A 17,244-nucleotide genomic window follows, 5' to 3' on the forward strand; every position below is an offset into this window, starting at 1 on the left:
AGGTTCTCCCCCCTCGCCAATGCGTGAGAACGTAGAATACACAAAGTCAATCAAGCTGCATCAAGGCGGCAAGTGAGTGAATTGCAGGAGCTTACTAGAGTAAGTGACTGGGATGAACGAGCGCAGCCCACCCTGAGGCGGTTTGAAGGATGAAGTGTATAAGCACAAATACTCAGGAGCACTCCTAATTATGTTTAAGAATGCATTTGCTAACCTGCAAAAGGTCGGTAAATCGCTGATGCTGCCGGTATCCGTACTCCCGATTGCAGGTATCCTGCTGGGCGTCGGTTCCGCTAACTTCAGCTGGCTGCCAGCCGTTGTATCGCACGTAATGGCAGAAGCAGGCGGTTCTGTTTTTGCGAACATGCCGCTGATTTTTGCTATCGGTGTTGCGTTAGGCTTCACTAATAATGACGGTGTATCTGCACTGGCATCCGTTGTTGCTTACGGCATCATGGTTAAGACCATGGCTGTTGTTGCGCCGCTGGTTCTGCATTTACCTGCTGAAGAGATCGCCGCTAAACACCTTGCTGATACGGGTGTTCTCGGGGGGATTATCTCCGGTGCGATTGCAGCGTATATGTTCAACCGTTTCTACCGTATCAAATTGCCTGAGTATCTTGGCTTCTTTGCGGGTAAGCGCTTCGTTCCTATCATTTCTGGTCTGGCTGCCATCTTCACAGGTGTGGTTCTGTCCTTCATTTGGCCGCCGATTGGTACTGCTATTCAGACGTTCTCTCAGTGGGCTGCATATCAGAACCCGGTCGTGGCGTTCGGTATCTATGGCTTCATTGAACGCTGTCTGGTACCGTTTGGTCTGCACCATATCTGGAACGTTCCATTCCAGATGCAAATCGGTGAGTACACCAACGCTGCGGGCCAGGTGTTCCACGGTGATATTCCTCGCTATATGGCGGGTGACCCGACTGCGGGCAAACTGTCCGGTGGCTTCCTGTTCAAAATGTACGGCCTGCCGGCTGCCGCTATCGCTATCTGGCACTCTGCTAAACCAGAAAACCGCGCGAAAGTGGGCGGTATCATGATCTCCGCGGCACTGACCTCGTTCCTGACCGGTATTACCGAGCCGATCGAGTTCTCCTTCATGTTCGTGGCGCCGATCCTGTACATCATCCACGCGATTCTGGCTGGTCTGGCATTCCCGATCTGTATCCTGCTGGGTATGCGCGACGGTACGTCGTTCTCCCACGGTCTGATCGACTTTATCGTTCTGTCCGGTAACAGCAGCAAACTGTGGCTGTTCCCGATTGTCGGTATCGGTTATGCGATTGTTTACTACACCATCTTCCGTGTGCTGATCAAAGCGCTGGACCTGAAAACGCCAGGTCGTGAAGATGCTACCGAAGACAGCAAAGCAGGTGCGACCGGTGAAATGGCTCCGGCTCTGGTTGCTGCATTCGGCGGTAAAGAAAACATCACTAACCTCGATGCGTGCATCACTCGTCTGCGTGTCAGCGTGGCTGACGTTGCTAAAGTGGATCAGGCTGGCCTGAAGAAACTGGGTGCGGCAGGCGTTGTGGTAGCTGGTTCCGGTGTTCAGGCTATCTTCGGGACTAAGTCCGATAACCTGAAAACTGAAATGGATGAGTACATCCGTAACAGCTAAGCAGTAAGAAGTTGGGGAGAACTAAGGCAGCCTGCGGGCTGCCTTTTTTATTGCATTAATTAGCCTGAACGCGAATCGGTGCGGTGGCGGCGAACAGCCAGGGACGAGCCTCTGCGTTCACGCGCGGGGATAGCGTCTCTCTGACCTGCTGGTGGTAATCATCAATCCACTGTTTCTCAGCATCACTCAGCAGATGCAGTTCGACCAGATTCAAATCAATCGGTACCAGCGTCAGCGTTGAGAAACGACAGAAACCAGGACGACTGTTGATAATCTCCACCTGATTCTCAATACGGATCCCATATTGTCCGGCCAGATAATAACCCGGCTCGATAGTGATGATGTTGCCTGCGACCAGTGGCCACGGGTTTACTTTTTTGGCGATGCGATGGGGTTGCTCATGAATAAGCAACTGGTGACCCACGCCGTGTCCCGTGCCATGATCAAAATCCAGTCCCAGCTCCCATAACGCCCGGCGGCTAAAAGCATCCAGTTGATGGCCCTGAGTCCCGCAGGGAAACTGCAGCGAAATAAGCGACAAAAAGCCTTTCAACACGGCAGTGTAATGCAGGCGACGTTGCGGATCCTGTGGGCCAAATGCGAGGGTACGCGTCGTATCCGTCGTACCATTGTGGTACTGGCCACCGGAATCATTCAGATACATGGCCTGCGAGGTAATTGGCGTATTGGTTTTTTCACTGGAGTGGTAATGGCACATTGCGGCATTGCTGGCAGAGGCCGAAATCGTGCTGAAACTTTGCTCGATAAATCCCGGCTGCTGCTGGCGAAATTCCAGTTGCTTGGCCTGCGCTTCCAGCTCGGTGACCGGATTGCCTGCCGCTTCGCGCAAAGGAACTTCATGGGCCAGCCAGGCAAGGAAGTTTACCCAGGCTGCGCCATCTTGTTCATGGCATTCCCGATAGCCTGCCAGTTCAACGTCATTTTTGTGGGATTTCATCAGAGTGATGGGATCGGGCGCCCATAAGACGTTGCCACCGTGTTCTTCAATGGCAAAACGCAATGCGATCGGGGCGTAGTCTTTATCGACCAGGAAACGCTTCCCATTAGCTAACTGCTGGCAGCGAGTCAGAAAATTCTCTTGCGGAGCCAGAGTAAGCGTATCCAGCAGTGATGAGGGGAGCTGTTGCGTTTTATTGCTATCTACAAACCATTCCAGCTCACCGCTGCGATGGAGCAGGGCAAACGAAAACGGCACTGGCACCATGGCCAGATCCGAACCGCGCACATTCAATAACCAGGCAATGTTATCCGGCAGGGTAATTGCCAGCACGTCAGCCTGGTGTTGAGCGAGTTGTTCCACGACGCGGGCACGCTTTTGCGTGCTGCTTTCCCCGCTGATTTCGATGGGCATTTCACGAATGATGCCGCAGGGTGCTGCCGGACGGTCTAGCCATACCTGGTCAAAAGGATCTTGCTCAAGAGGCACCAGCTCGCAGTGGGTTGCCGACAGTGCTTCAAACTGACTATTGACCATCAGCATTGGTTCAAAGCCGATACGTTTACCTGCTGCAACATGAGACTGCAAATAGTCGGCCAGCGGCTCATCGTGTAAATGATGAATTTCAAAATCATCCAGCGAGACTTCATTGCGTACCTGGACCTGATAGCGTCCATCGACAAACATTAACGCGCGATCCCGAAGGACCAACGCGAGGCCAGCAGAGCCGCTAAAACCGGTCAGCCAGGCTAGTTTATTGTCATGCGGCGTACAATCTTCACTTTGATGAGCATCGGCGCGCGGAACAATCATGCCATCCAGCCCCTGCGCTATCAGCAGGTTGCGCAGGGCGGAAAGAGGAGTTGAGTTGTGCATAGTTACCTTCAGGTCTTAACGGAACGGCGGTTCGTTGAATGTACGTAATTTACGGGAGTGCAGTCGGTCGCCTTCAGCACGCAAACGATCGATAGCCCGGATACCTATTTGCAGATGCTCAGAAATGGCACCTTCATAAAAACGGTTGGCCTGACCAGGCAGTTTGATCTCACCGTGCAGCGGCTTGTCGGAAACGCACAGCAGCGTGCCGTACGGAACGCGGAAACGATATCCCTGGGCGGCGATGGTGGCGCTTTCCATATCGATAGCCACCGCGCGGCTGAGGTTAAAGCGTAGCGCAGAAGCGGAATAGCGTAGCTCCCAGTTGCGATCGTCAGTGGTGACGACGGTACCGGTACGCAGGCGCTGTTTAACCTCTTCGCCGGGCATACCGCTGACTTCTTTGGTAGCGTCATACAGTGCGCGCTGCACTTCCGCGATGCTCGGAATTGGAATATCTGGCGGCAGTACGGCATCCAGCACGTGGTCGTCACGCAGATAAGCATGGGCCAGAACATAGTCGCCAATCGCCTGGCTTTCACGCAGCCCGCCACAGTGACCAATCATCAGCCAGACATCAGGACGCAGTACGGCCAAATGATCGCAAATGGTTTTGGCGTTAGACGGGCCAACGCCGATATTAACCAGCGTGATCCCCTGACCGTCGGCGGTGATTAAATGCCAGGCGGGCATCTGGTGTTTCTTCCAGGCGAGATCGGAGATCGCTTCTTCAGGCGCTTCAGTTTCAGCGGTGATCCAGATCCCGCCCGCACAAGAAAGCGCGATATACGGGCTGTCCGGGTCGAGGATCTGGCTGCAACCCCAACGCACAAACTCATCGACGTAGCGGGTGTAGTTGGTGAACAGCACAAACGGCTGAAAATGTTCAACCGGTGTTCCCGTGTAGTGGCGCAGTCGCGCCAGCGAAAAATCTACTCGTCGGGCGTCGAAGTGCGACAACGGGGAGAATTCCGCCGGATGATAGGTACCGTCGGCTGTTTCATCGCCAATCTGTGACAGCTCGGTTGTGGGGAAGTGGCGCGTTAGGCCGGCACTCATCGAGCGGTCGAGCGTCAGTTCAGAACCGTCAATGACATACGGATAGGGGATTTCATGCTGCGACGGCCCAACGGAGATATGCGCATCATAATCCTGATACAGCAGCGTGAGTTGTTCTTCAAGATACGGACGAAAAAGCGACGGACGGGTAATCGTAGTGGTGTAGCAGCCCGCATGGGTAAAACGACCATAGGCGCGGGTTTTAGGGGGATTGGTGGCGCTGCCATCCCAGGTGACACACAGTGATGGGTAAACAAAAAGACCGTTATGGCGGGCGATTACGTCAGGGAGCGTCCCTGTTTCAATATACTTACCAATGGCGCTACGCAGTGCTTTTACCGACTGCTCGTACAGCGCGTCCAGTTTATCCAGTGCCTGAGCCGGGGTCAGGCTGGAGCCCTTATTGTTCATGTCTGTCTCCTTGTTCCACAGATGTACTGCTCTCCCGATAGTATGTCACAGGAATGTGAAACAAAAGTCAGACGTTGAGGAAGATTGTGCGAAGACCGGACGGCCTCCGCACCCTGGCTTAACCGTGCTGCTTATCCCGCATCAGCAATGCTGTAGTGGCGGAAATAAGACAACCCGCCATCAGATAAATGGCCACACTGTGCCAGTCTCCGCCGGAGAATGTTACCAGCGCAGCAGCAATGAAGGGGGTAAAACCGCCGCCAACCACGCTTGCTACCTGATAACCAACGCCCGCGCCGCTGTAGCGATAGCTTGCGCCAAACAAACCGGTAAACATAGGTTGCTGCACGCAGACCACCATATCGTGTGCAATGTTGGCCAACATAATCGCGAAGAAAACGATCCAGAAAATGGATTGCGCTTCTAACGCCATAAAGAACGGGAATGCGCTGAGCGTCCCGACCAGTGCGCCGGTAATGTAAACGCGCCGGCGACCAAAACGGTCGGCGAGCCAGGCAAAGCAGGGGATGGTCAGACAGCTCAGCCCTCCCACCAACAAGCCGATATTCAGAAACAGTTCACGGGGTAAGCCCAGATTCTGCGTGGAGTAATTTAGGGCAAACGCAGTGACGATATACATCGTCAGCAGTTCACACAGGCGCAGAGCGATAATTTTCAAAAAGGCACCTGGATGACGGATTAACGCCTCGACTACCGGTAGTCTCTTTTTCTCTGGTTGCGGTGCCTGCTGCTGCTGTTCGAATTCGGCTGATTCATCCATTCGGTTACGCATCCACAACGCGCCCAATACCAGCACGATGCTGAACAGGAATGGAATACGCCAGCCCCAACTCAGGAACTGCTCATCGGTGGTTTGCGAGCTAATCAGCGAGACCAGACCGGTAGAAAGCAGTAGCCCGACGCCATAACCGACCTGAACACCGCTGCTGTAGAAGGCTTTTTTATTTTTCGGCGCGCTTTCGACCGAGAGCAACGCCGCGCCGCCCCATTCACCGCCAACGGCGAATCCCTGAATAGCACGCAGCGTCACCAGCAGAACGGGAGCCCACCAGCCAATGGTGTCAAAGGAAGGAATAATCCCTATCAGTGCAGTGGCGATCCCCATCATCCAGACGGTGAGCATCAGCATACGTTTACGCCCCAGGCGATCGCCGAAGTGGCCGAAGATCACCCCGCCTAACGGGCGGAACAAAAATCCGACGCCAAAGGTAGCAAATGCGGCAAGTGTCCCCATCGCCGGGCTGACTTGCGGGAAGAACTCGCGGTTAAAGACCAGTGCGGCAGTGATGCCGTAAAGCAGAAAATCATACCAGTCGACCACGGCACCCGCGAAGCTACCAAGCGCAGCGCGTCGGGCGCGGTTAAGTGAAGAGGCGTCCTGTTGGGGACCCGTGGAGGTGAGGGAGGAATCCATAGTTATCCTGTCTGTACTGTTTTTTAGTTATTAGTATTTGAGTTGGGTTACACACATTGCAGTCGCAATATTAACGACCGTTATGAGATTACCGCGACAGACGGGAAGTGAAAACGATTATCTCCCTCATCTGATGGCAACATGAAAAATAAGATGAATGAGAAAACAGAAAAGCAAAAAAACCGCTCGAAAGCAGGGTGTTCAAAAATTGTTGCCTTTTGTTCAAAGTGTGCGCGGTAGATGCGGTAGCCCAGCGTATTAAGCAACATCGTGTCGCCGGTGTAGCTTCACGGATTTGTAATGTCATGAATGATTCCCGTCCTGGAAATAAATCGACGATTACTGAACTATATCAAAACTGTCAGTGATACAGTGGCATGCGAACATTTCAGAGGCTTATCAGTATGAAGATTGTTTTTATCCCTGCGTTGATCGTAGTTCTGATTGATAAAGAACAGGACATAGGACGGGAATTGACCCGCGATGAGGTTGAGTCCATTCGCGATGGCGCTACAGCCATCCACCTGCCAGCCGAAGCAGCTGAGGATATAATCAGAGAGCGTGGCTACCGCGATATTGATCCTGAGAATGTCTGGCGCGAGTGGCTGGCGTATAAAGCTGACTGAATGTTGATGGGAACACACTGCTTTAGTGACACATGAAAATTGTGCACTTACACGGATGGGTTTACTACGCACCTGTCGTGGAGCTGAGGGGCAACTTTGAGCGAGGAACGGAAGTTCGTTTTCAGGTAACATAATCCCTATGCAAGAGGATTTCTAAAAGAGAATGGGGCGTCTTCACATGAACGATGTATAATAAATAGCGCGTCCGACCTGCAGTCTAATACCCTCCTTCTACGGAGTTTGTGCTTTATGAACCTCAATCTTAACTCAGGAGTAAGATAGTGGACACTTTGTCTTATTAGATAGTTTTCTCATGAATGATGAAGTTAATCCGTATTACTTTGAACCAGCCAAGATTGTGAACCTGATTAAAAGATTGTAGCTTCGTTCAAACCCCGCCCTTGCGGGGTATTTGCATCATGCGTCAATAACAGCTATTTGATCTGCGTCCCGTTGATCCGCGCAATATCCTATTAGATAATGCCGCTTTTGCACGGAGCGGATACGCTTGTGACAGAGGGACTGCTCTGAGTGATCAACAGGTATTGCTAACTGCATTCAGTGTGGAACAACGAGAAGCAGGTCAGACCATTATCGACTACTAAGATCCAAGGAGAGCTTGTGCAATTCAGTGACATAATAAAAATGGTGCAAGACATTTGGTCATTTTCCTGGCCCCCTCTGGGAATTTGTGGCCTTGCATATTTTATGGCTCGTTTCTTTCACCCTGCCGGTACCACCAGTTCGTTACAGAAAATTTTATCAGGAATGAAAAAATACGGAGATAAGCTTGAAAGTACTCGCACGATCCTTGAACCATATGGCCTAACGAAGTTAGTGCCTGCTATTTCAATTATTATGCTCGTTAGTTGCATGTTTCTTCTAAACGGGCCGATTACTAGCCTTGTCAGCAACATTCCTCCATATGTTTCTTATAACCCCGCCTTACTTGCCACTAAGACAATGTCAGAAGCTCAGCAACTCGCGCTAATTCGAAAGTACCCAATGGCACAAAGTGTTGTCGAGGCATACTACCTCGCGCTCAGAAGTGCTGAATTGGAATCGAAAATAAAACCAGACTACGAAGGATTAAGTCTATGGAACCAAGCGCAAGACCTTCTCAAGTTCGCACTGGTTTTTGCCACTATCATGCTTATCGTTAGTCTCAAGGCGAAGCTTCCCATTGGTAAACAAATTACAAAATATTTATTGGTTTTAGTTGTGCTTATGTTCCTATGGACAATTTCCTTAGCTGGTCTTCTCTTTCAACAAGAACGAGTCATTAATGAGGAATCAGATATGGTGGTCATTCCTTTAATAAAGGATGCAAGTCCCTTACTTACATTGCCTATTACAGAAAAAGAAATGGATGAATTAAACCAAGTATCTCATGAGATGAGCCAGAATTGGTGGCAGGTCTATGTTATAGATGAGTATCGCTGGGAGTGGGTGAAAAAGACATTCTATCCTAATAGTGAACCTAAATGGCATTGACCTGCTCCCCTGTTGATCCACACTAATTTTATTAGCTACTTCCGCTTCTGGCACTAAGTGGCTAGGCATGAAGGTCTTCTATAAGCGAGGATGGAAGTTGCCTCTGATTATCAATAGCCAAGATCCAGAGTATTAAATTAACAAAATGGTTACAAAAACAACAACTACTTAGTTGCTGATTAAATCGGGTAGAGGTATAACATAACAAGTAAGATCTCTAATAACTTTCTAAAATTTTTGGAGTGACATGAAAACAACCCTTCCCTTTTGGTCAGTTGATGCATTTTTGTATTGGGTCACGCCTCGCAGATATACAGCTGAATGGTCTTCAGAGCTCATGTCACGCGTTTCTGGTTTTTTAGATGCATACATAATGTTTGACACTGTCATTATTCCAGAAAGATATAAAGAGGAAGGTATATTAAAAAAACTTGACCCCAACCGATCTATATTTGAATATGTTAAATCAAATGCTCTCATAAACTCCGATGATCTGTGCAATGGACTGACAATAGATTTATCACTTAATATCCCTGACATAAACGCTTTAAAAAAAGATGATTACTTATGGTTTTCTCAACATACTGGATATTGCAGTCCAGAAGATTTTGATGAAATGGTAAGTGAAAATTTCATGTCATTTTCATTGTTAAGGCTGTGGCAGTTGTCTTTAATTAATGAAATTACTGAACTTACAGAGTGTTGTGCGATCCTCCCATTGTCACTTCGTGACATAGATCTATTTCAAATAAAAGAACCACCTTTTCACTTAAATAAAATTAACGAACTGAATGTCCATTATCAATCGATGATAAAAACTGTGTCAGTAGCTGTCGGTGAACAATTTAATGATTACCTAGAAAATATTCCGCCATTTCTATCATTAGTCATCGATCAATCATTAAGCCAAGAACATTCAATCGAGGTCATTGCCAAAATTAGAGAGGATTATAAGGAATTACGATCTAGCGGATCGTTATACAGCTCAGAAATAATTCGAAGCAAGGGACTTAGGAATAAGAAAGAAATAATTGACGAATGGAATGAATCATGGGATAAATTGCTTAAGAGTAGTTTTAAAAAACCTTCTTTGTTCAAACGAAAGCTTTCTTTAGGTGATATTTCAAAGGCTGTAGTCACGCCACAAAAAGCAGGAATTTCAAGTATAATCCAGCTTTTTCTAGAGCATATTGAAGAATACTCTTCCTATAAACGGTTTAGGATATACTGAACTGGATAGCATTACGTTTTCAAAAAATAAATTAGAAAAAACATTCTCTGTCAACCTAAAAAACAAGTTGTCAATCTAATCTGTTAATCCTAGCTTTTTTGGAGAATCAGCTACGACTAACTTACAGCTAGTTATCAGCCGATAGCCCTTCAACTTTTAATATTGTTTAAAATAATTGTTTGATGTATCTATCGAAACTACTGTCTAAGGACAATTATCCCCCCTGCATATGGCACTTTAAATTTATTTAGGGCATATGGTTACTGATTGCAAATATCGAGCCCTAAGTTAATTTAAGGCAAAACCAGCTTGGATTTTTTCTAAAATTAAAGTTCATATAAAGCCTAAAAAAGGGGACTTTGATCATATAGAAAAACATTACCAATGTCCGCTCCTGGCACTCAGCAGACCTTCAGAATGAAATGAAGGTCTGCTTTGAGCGAGGAGCAGACATAATTTTTACTTAACTGGTTTATTGGTTACGGTTCAACAATATCCCATATTGAATGTAATAAAAATAATTGGTATAAAAATTAACACTTGGTTTTTATGCTTTCACTTATAGTTTTCCATTTCAACTATGTGCAGCCTAATAATGATAATGAAAGCCAAAAACATTAGCGATGTCTTTTAAAGGGGCATTAACTAGAATTTTCAAAAAGAAAAAGGAAAGAACTTACATTAATTTAGCTATCAATGTTTACTATACTTCTCGTATATCTCAGCATAAAAATGAGCTATCCATTCTTCATAGCTACTGAGGTGTACAACTAACCCACGAATGTCTGCCACATCGAAAATAACATAAGCAGCAACGTTAGCATTAATTTTCCCTCCAAAAACTTTTTTATAATCGTGGGCATCACTTGCAAAAAAAATCATTCCATCTTCATTAGGTATTCTTTTTGCAGCCCAATGTGCAAAGATATTTCTATAATCTCTGCGATATTTTATTTCTTGTGGTTTTCCTTTAACCTCATCAACTTTAGAAGACTCAATAAGGTCTTCACTCACTAACGCTATGAGCTTGCCTAAAATATATGGAATGTTCACCTTATCCTTTGGTTTTGTTTTAATAATTCCCGTTGACTCAAGTTTATTAAACAATCTATGCATATTTAGCTCTATAAAACAATACATCTGTATATATTGACCTAAGAGCATAAAATCCTCGTTTGTTAGGTTCCACAATTCATGTGCTTGATATTTATTTGCTTCTTGTTCTAAATATTCTACTCTTTCATTTCTGTATTCAATCGGTAATGCCATTATAATATCCTTGTTTTAGCTCGGATGACTTAGGTAAGAATAGCATACTTCAAGAAGCCATGCATTCCTCTATGATTATATAGTGCTTGCGCGAGCTATATACGTCAATATAAAATATAGATCTTTATAATCAGTTCCAAAATAAGTACTTTTTAAGTCTACTTCTGGCATGAAGGGTCTGCTTTGAGCGAGGAGCAGACATTGTGCTCATGCGGAAAACCGGAGGATTTAGCATCCGATTTTCCACACTCTTGGGTTACATTAATGATCTTCAGCATCTCGTATAGGCACCGCAGCAGCTTGTCGTACCTGACGACGCTGATTTCTTTTTTCCCACTTTGCTCGTAACCATTCGCTATATGACGGCATGTTAAGATATAGCTGCTGTGTCATATCGGCCAGAATGCGAAGATTATCTGTATAGCCGAAGTGTCCCTTTCCAATTTCAGCATGGCGGCCACCTGCAGTATCCCAGGCTTGAGAAAGCGAATATGGTGCGAACAGCTCTACGCCAGTTAGGAGGATTACAGGAGCCCTTGTTTGTCGACGCTCGTGGATATATTCACGCCCCCAAGAAGCGAGTTTTGTAATCCGCTGAATTTCGGCCGGAGAAAGATCGCCTGCCTGCTTCATGGTCGCAAAAACCAAAATTGCGCCAGGGAAGCGGATAGCAAGTTGTTTCATTCTCTCAACATCTTCGACTTCAAATGCATCCACAACTACTTTTTTCTCTTCAGAATTCTCGCCCCTAAAGCTTTTTGCCTCTCCAAATACGAGTTCTGCGTGGTGATCCAGCCCATTGAAAACTTTGCGTTGGTGCCAGAGTATTAGGTCTGCTTCAATATTTTGTTTTGGGGCCAATGTCAGTATTTGACCGGTTGACCATGTAATGGTGGTATCGTGGCTTGCAAATGTGTTGGCAAGAAATCTTAGCGTTAGGGACGCAGCGTACCCCCCACGAGCATAATCGGGAAGGGCAAAGGGGCCTATCAGCCTGTAAGCCCAACGGGACAACTGACTCGAACTTGGATCGATCGTTGGAAAGCTGAACTTATTTAGGCAAAGGCCGCATGCTACTACATGATCCAGTTCGCGTAGCGCGTGCCACCCCCAAGTAGAACATTTTGCACATTTTAGTTCTAAGCCAAGCTCAACAGCACCAAGCTCAACTAAAGTTTCTGCATTTTTATTTCGCCATATATCACCCTTCACCACATTTTTAATTTTATTCTGAAATTCTTGGTATTGAATCGAGGGTGAAATGGGCCGTCGCGAAATTTTATTGAGAAGTTTCACTACCTCTGCATGGGCAAAACTACTAATTCCCCTGAAGCCTCCGAGTGTATTAATAATTTGCTGTGTAGCTTGCCCTGCATCAGAGATTTGGCTTTCGACTCCATTATTTTTTAGCCATTCACTTATCGCAGTTGTGCCATCACTTAGACGCCATAGGTCAGATATATTTTTGTACTTACAAAAGGTAACAAAACCTTCAGTCGTAGACAAAATTTTTCCCTGTAACGCATGAAAACGAGAGATCTTTGGTGACCGATAATCACAGGGAAAAACGGTTGCGACTCGGCTTGAATTTAACCAATCTTTAAATCTCACAACGTTTGCCCAGCGAGCGTTGCTGGCAGCATATCTCTCAGCGAAATCTGGATAGAGATTGTCAAACCGAACTTCGGTTCGGTCATCATCAATTTGTATGTCGAACGTTTTCTCTCCTGCAGAGAGAATGGGGCGCGTATTACGAACGGCAAAATGTGGGGACGGACGCCAAATTGGAGGGTACCAATCTTGTCGGACGTTTGCCCCATCACGATCCACACGCAAGTAGTCAGCATACAGTTGTTCGATGGCAGCAGAAGTGAGGGACCTTGCAAACAACACATTAGCATGGGTCATTACGCCATGTGGATTTCCTCGAAGCGGTCGGTAGCAATGTTCTATGTATTCTCTACAATACGGGGAAAGCACATCGAGCCATTGGATTGGGATGGGGCGGACATTCCTCCTTACTGCACGAAGATTCCAGTAGTCAATTAGATCGCGCGAGTCCTGTGCATCCATGACGAAGAGTGTTGGATCAGTATGATCTTGATAATTAATCTCAATATTCGAGTGACCGATTTGTAGTGCGGAATTAAATCCTTCATTGTACAGCTCTGCTAGAGCTTCTGGAGATAGTTCAACCTGTTTGGGATCAAAAGCATCACAGAATCCTTGGCCAAAATATTTAAGGTCTTCATCCTCAGGGAAGCTGCCGGCTAGGCAAGCACAAAACGATTTCAATGCATTCGTCCGAGGTATTAGTTCCACGATATTGTGCTCATGTCGACGCACGAATTGGAATTGCTTCTTATACAGATCTTTATATAGATCGAAGACATCAAGCCCAACTTGGCCTCGCGGTTCGTTAGATCGCCTTAGCATGGCTGAAAGTTGCAGTATTCGGTCTGGATCATAGCCAAGCCCTTTAGCCAGCCCTGCTTCAGCTTCTACAAGGAAATCAGGTTCGAAAGCATCAAGATAGCCATTGACGATCTGCAAAGCGCTCTCAGGTTTGTAGTCATCCCTATCCCACCATTTAGGCACATGGCCAAAAATTGGAATTATAGGGTTAAATTTACCGCCCCAAAGGCATGTGTTTATTTGGAAGATTTCCAGTAACCGTTTACTATCATTGGGTTTAACGAGGAATGCGAATCGAATTGGTCGTAGGGTTACGACGGCGCTGATATGAGCCATAATTCTTCCTGTCAGAATATAATGCGTTCACCTTGAGGTTGCATAATTGATTTGTCACGCACCGCTTAACTGAGCGTTTACCAGCATTCTACTTTGATTTACCTGCCGTTTAAAAATGGTTTAAGCATTATGTTGTATGGAAAAAGAGGCTACTGATCTACGCCTAGAATTAAATTTGCGTTCAGTTAATAACGTCCGCATTTGGCACAGGGCTGCTGTTGCAGCCCTGACAGTCCTAGACTTCAATCGATTCAGAGATCTCTAACACATCATCGACTTCAATGCCCAGATAACGGGCTGTGTTTTCCAGTTTCTTATGGCCCAACAGAAGTTGGATTACCCGAAGATTCTTAGTTTTCTTGTAGATCAGGTAAGGTTTTGTTCTTCTCATGGAATGTATACTTTAAAGCGAATCTTCGAGACCAAGCTTTGCTACCCACTCATGAAAAATTCGATTGTATTGGCGGGTTAAGATGTGCTGATCAGTACCGACCCGAGACCGGAACAAGAAGTCTTTACTGCGCAAATTGCCAAGCTTTATCAATGCGGCAACAACTTCTCTTGTCCCTTTGGTTATCTCAAATTGCGCAGGGCTACCGGTTTTCTGTTGCAACACCGTTGCTCTGCTTGAAACAGAGCTACCATATGCGCCATCAGATACTTTGAGTTTGACCAGATCATAGCCCCGAAGCTTACTGTCCTGGGTCATATTGAACAGATTCAGGTCGCGCGTTTTACCTTCAAGTTCAAGCCTGATTCTGATCACCCAGATATGAGATATCTGAATTGGTCTTTTTTGGCCGATGATACGGTCTTTGTTCCACGGTGACGTGTTCATACTCAAATCTCCTGCAATGGGGAGATTTGAGTATGATTGCAGGTGCTAATTCTTAGCGAAGAGGCCGTCGGCAAAGTCTTATGTGACTTCTGCCAGAACCGGTACTACAGCAGAGGGTGGAGGTCCGCTATTTCCTTTTGATTGAGCGGATAACGTTGCCCATCAATGCCATTTAACTTCTTTATATGATCGATTATTTGGGACAGTTCGATGTCTGATTCAAGAAGAACCGCTTTTAGAGCCACAGGACTTATATTGTTTCTCATACAGCTTGAAAGCATAACAATGAAATCCTTCAGGTCAGAACGATAATAGCGAAGGTATTGATTGAACGTCGGGTATTCTGACGGGACGAACAGCGATTCAGTTGAAGCATCCCCCAAAGATTTGTCCCAGATGGCACGCCTTAGGCAAAGATGCAGATAGGCTTCCTTCCAGTATTTGGTATTGATGGTGTCATCAATAGTCATCATCTCCGTCACGGCATCATACAGATGCTGGTGCAGGTCGATAACGTCCTGCTGATAGCGCTGTTGCCCATCGGTAAATAGCCCTGCGAGTTGGTCCAGCGCAGCAATACCGGTTGTACACAACACTAAAAGCATCTCACCTACCTGATGGCGTAACGTATATTTTTCTGAAGGCGAATCAGCAAAACCGAATTCCGCAACCTCCCTGATTAAATAAGCTGAATTCCACAAGGCCAGCCATTCTTCGGCTGTATTGCCCTGTTGGACAAGTGGGAAGGCAAACAGATGTGAAGCGAGCCCAGGAAAAGGTTGTCCCTCTCTCCTGTAAAACATTGAGAGGCGTGAGGAGAATTGATCCAATGCCACCTTGCTGATTTCACTGGATTCCGGACGCCATAACCGATTAAAGATGGTTACATCCTGTAGAGGATAGCTGTTGTCATGAGCATAGTTAGAACGGGCAGCATAATAGCTGAGGACTTCCCATGCAGGGGCTTGGGGCGGGCTGCTATCGGGTAAGGATATGGCAGAGGCTTTTCTGCCCAATGCATCGTTTAGCAGTGAGTATGCGAAACTCGGGCGGGATAGATCTTCGCATCCCCGTTCATCCAGCAGAATCTGGCGCGTTAACCAGGCCGACCAACGGGTTACAATTCCGGCGTAGTCCGGACGAAGGCTTAGCGTTTTGGCAATAATTTCCGTCAACGCCTCCAGTTCGGTCCTAAAAATTTCTTCTGGGACTTTTTCTCGTTTCAATAGTTGGTGAGGAAGTTCCTGCAATCTTGACATGACGTGCGAAAGTAACAGGGGCAGGAATATATTTTCATTCCACTCACCCTCATCAGAAAACGCAGGAGCCGCGCTAGCTGCCAATCTTTTCCATCGTTCAAGCCGGGGTGTAAACATTCCCGCACCTGAGACCATCAGGATAGAATCAAGCAAAAATGGGTTTTCAGATGAATTCAGAAGAGCTATCAGTTTCTCGAAATCAATATCGGCCAGCAGCGCAAACAGCTCAGCCTCCTGAAAACCTGTTGGGTCTGCCAGGTGTATGCCGCGCCAGACTTGTTCAAGCTTTTCACGAGTGTTCGCCCAGGCGGAAAGACGATTGGCATTATCATTTCGTTGTCGGTGAAAAGACGGGATGAGCTTTCCGCACTCAATGGCGTTAAAAACAGAAGTTATCAGTTGGACATATATTTCTTCAACGTCAGAGTTCTGTTTGCAGAGCGCCAGCATAGCATTTCGTAATCCATACTCAACGACAGCCGAATTCGCTGCCAGGCTGCGCACTTTTTCCCAAGTTTGAATGTCCGGATACAGATTAAGAATCTTCGCGCAGAACAGAGGAGCAATGAACTCATAATCAGTGTCTTGAGTGTTACCATCACACCATGACGCTATAAGCGGTTCCACATCGGTTTGACTTGCGATGAATGCGTGCTGCAGATCCGCTACAGCATTCTCCAGTAAGCCATCAAACGAAATCAGCCAAGAAAAAAACGAATCCGCTGAAGAGGCAGGGTCGCTGACTGCTGAATAAATTTTACGACTAATGTCAGGCCATTCCACTAGTTCATTCACACCATCACCTTCCAGGCCAAATTAAAGAAATCTGCAGCGCCAGTTTCTATCGCACACCAGCCCCTGCTGACCGCGCTCAGAGAGGTATGAAACCCACCGACGGTCGCCCCGAAGTGCCAGAGTTCATCATCAATTATTGCAAATCGGTCATGTATTAAATCGTTATCCATTTTTTGCCTGATGACTAAGGAAAACTTCGTTTGTCCGGAAGCGCGCCTCTGGTTTATGTCGCCAACAAGGGCATCAAAAATGGAGCGCTGGGAAGCATCAAATCCAGGATCATGACATGTCAGAATGCGTATATCAGTGGCATCAATCCGAGGGTGAAACCATCCTGCAATATCAAGCACATAATCATCCTGTTTGATTTTATCACTGGGTGAGGACAAGAAATGGCTATCCATTATCCAGACTCGGTTTTTAGCTTGTTTAACTGCCTCGACGAAATGTGACAAGGGGAGAGGAGCACTTAAGCCGCGGCGTTGATGCAATGCGCTTATGTCTGGTGGAAACCGTTCAGGATCACCGTCCGGCAGGCACCCCCAATAAATTGCCTGAGCAGGAAGTGTTCTTGGACTTGGAACGGGCACTTGGACTGGAGATGAAAATCTTCCCATC

Annotated in this window: 11 protein-coding genes and 1 pseudogene; 4 read left to right on the forward strand and 8 right to left on the reverse strand. The window is 46.8% G+C overall.

The genetic code is table 11. The annotated features are described in order from the left end of the window. The first annotated feature begins 190 nt into the window (after positions 1-190). Positions 191-1,624, forward strand: coding sequence for a PTS glucose transporter subunit IIBC (gene ptsG, locus C2U43_RS09710; RefSeq protein ID WP_003836725.1), 1,434 nt, complete (start codon positions 191-193; stop codon positions 1,622-1,624). Between the two features lie 55 nt (positions 1,625-1,679). On the opposite strand, the gene C2U43_RS09715 is transcribed toward ptsG, so the two are convergent. The 3 genes from C2U43_RS09715 to shiA form a co-directional block, all read right to left on the reverse strand. Then, a complete protein-coding gene (locus C2U43_RS09715; protein WP_103285020.1) occupies positions 1,680-3,458 on the reverse strand; it encodes an aminopeptidase P family protein in 1,779 nt (592 codons plus the stop codon). Between the two features lie 15 nt (positions 3,459-3,473). Further along, the gene (locus tag C2U43_RS09720) at positions 3,474-4,928 is read right to left on the reverse strand and encodes an AMP nucleosidase (RefSeq protein WP_103285021.1); all 1,455 of its coding nucleotides are present in this window, start codon (positions 4,926-4,928) and stop codon (positions 3,474-3,476) included. A 118-nt stretch (positions 4,929-5,046) separates the two neighbouring features. Beyond that, on the reverse strand, positions 5,047-6,363 hold the full coding sequence (shiA, locus tag C2U43_RS09725; protein ID WP_003832199.1) for a shikimate transporter: 1,317 nt from the start codon (positions 6,361-6,363) through the stop codon (positions 5,047-5,049). Between the two features lie 404 nt (positions 6,364-6,767). Between shiA and C2U43_RS09735 the strand changes: the two genes are divergently transcribed. The 3 genes from C2U43_RS09735 (at position 6,768) to C2U43_RS09745 (ending at position 9,714) form a co-directional block, all read left to right on the forward strand. Beyond that, the gene (locus C2U43_RS09735; RefSeq protein WP_103285022.1) at positions 6,768-6,989 is read left to right on the forward strand and encodes a hypothetical protein; all 222 of its coding nucleotides are present in this window, start codon (positions 6,768-6,770) and stop codon (positions 6,987-6,989) included. Between the two features lie 621 nt (positions 6,990-7,610). Next, a complete protein-coding gene (locus C2U43_RS09740; RefSeq protein WP_103285023.1) occupies positions 7,611-8,483 on the forward strand; it encodes a hypothetical protein in 873 nt (290 codons plus the stop codon). Between the two features lie 247 nt (positions 8,484-8,730). Then, positions 8,731-9,714, forward strand: a complete 984-nt coding sequence (locus C2U43_RS09745; protein WP_103285024.1) for a hypothetical protein — start codon at positions 8,731-8,733, stop codon at positions 9,712-9,714. 693 nt (positions 9,715-10,407) lie between these two features. Here the strand turns inward: C2U43_RS09745 and C2U43_RS09750 are convergent. The 5 genes and pseudogenes from C2U43_RS09750 to C2U43_RS09770 all read right to left on the reverse strand — a co-directional run bounded on the left by C2U43_RS09750 (position 10,408) and on the right by C2U43_RS09770 (position 17,243). Beyond that, positions 10,408-10,983, reverse strand: a complete 576-nt coding sequence (locus C2U43_RS09750) for a hypothetical protein (protein WP_103285025.1) — start codon at positions 10,981-10,983, stop codon at positions 10,408-10,410. A 261-nt stretch (positions 10,984-11,244) separates the two neighbouring features. Further along, entirely contained in the window at positions 11,245-13,734 is a 2,490-nt protein-coding gene (locus tag C2U43_RS09755; protein ID WP_103285026.1) for a hypothetical protein, read from the reverse strand. A gap of 235 nt (positions 13,735-13,969) precedes the next feature. Next, positions 13,970-14,572, reverse strand: a pseudogene (locus C2U43_RS09760) (tyrosine-type recombinase/integrase). A gap of 104 nt (positions 14,573-14,676) precedes the next feature. Next, positions 14,677-16,626: a hypothetical protein gene (locus tag C2U43_RS09765; protein WP_103285027.1), complete on the reverse strand. Its 1,950-nt coding sequence runs from the start codon at positions 16,624-16,626 to the stop codon at positions 14,677-14,679. Continuing rightward, a complete protein-coding gene (locus C2U43_RS09770) occupies positions 16,623-17,243 on the reverse strand; it encodes a hypothetical protein (RefSeq protein WP_103285028.1) in 621 nt (206 codons plus the stop codon). Before C2U43_RS09770 ends, C2U43_RS09765 begins: the two co-directional genes overlap by 4 nt. Position 17,244 lies beyond the last annotated feature (1 nt).

The organism is Citrobacter freundii complex sp. CFNIH9, from assembly GCF_002903305.1.
Classification (GTDB): domain Bacteria; phylum Pseudomonadota; class Gammaproteobacteria; order Enterobacterales; family Enterobacteriaceae; genus Citrobacter; species Citrobacter portucalensis.

What these genes read in the sequence shown, in the direction of transcription:
- ptsG (WP_003836725.1), top strand. Translation starts at nt 191, where the DNA reads ATGTTTAAGAATGCATTTGCTAACCTGCAAAAGGTCGGTAAATCGCTG.
- C2U43_RS09715 (WP_103285020.1), bottom strand. Translation starts at nt 3,458, where the DNA reads ATGCACAACTCAACTCCTCTTTCCGCCCTGCGCAACCTGCTGATAGCG.
- C2U43_RS09720 (WP_103285021.1), bottom strand. Translation starts at nt 4,928, where the DNA reads ATGAACAATAAGGGCTCCAGCCTGACCCCGGCTCAGGCACTGGATAAA.
- shiA (WP_003832199.1), bottom strand. Translation starts at nt 6,363, where the DNA reads ATGGATTCCTCCCTCACCTCCACGGGTCCCCAACAGGACGCCTCTTCA.
- C2U43_RS09735 (WP_103285022.1), top strand. Translation starts at nt 6,768, where the DNA reads ATGAAGATTGTTTTTATCCCTGCGTTGATCGTAGTTCTGATTGATAAA.
- C2U43_RS09745 (WP_103285024.1), top strand. Translation starts at nt 8,731, where the DNA reads ATGAAAACAACCCTTCCCTTTTGGTCAGTTGATGCATTTTTGTATTGG.
- C2U43_RS09750 (WP_103285025.1), bottom strand. Translation starts at nt 10,983, where the DNA reads ATGGCATTACCGATTGAATACAGAAATGAAAGAGTAGAATATTTAGAA.
- C2U43_RS09755 (WP_103285026.1), bottom strand. Translation starts at nt 13,734, where the DNA reads ATGGCTCATATCAGCGCCGTCGTAACCCTACGACCAATTCGATTCGCA.
- C2U43_RS09770 (WP_103285028.1), bottom strand. Translation starts at nt 17,243, where the DNA reads ATGGGAAGATTTTCATCTCCAGTCCAAGTGCCCGTTCCAAGTCCAAGA.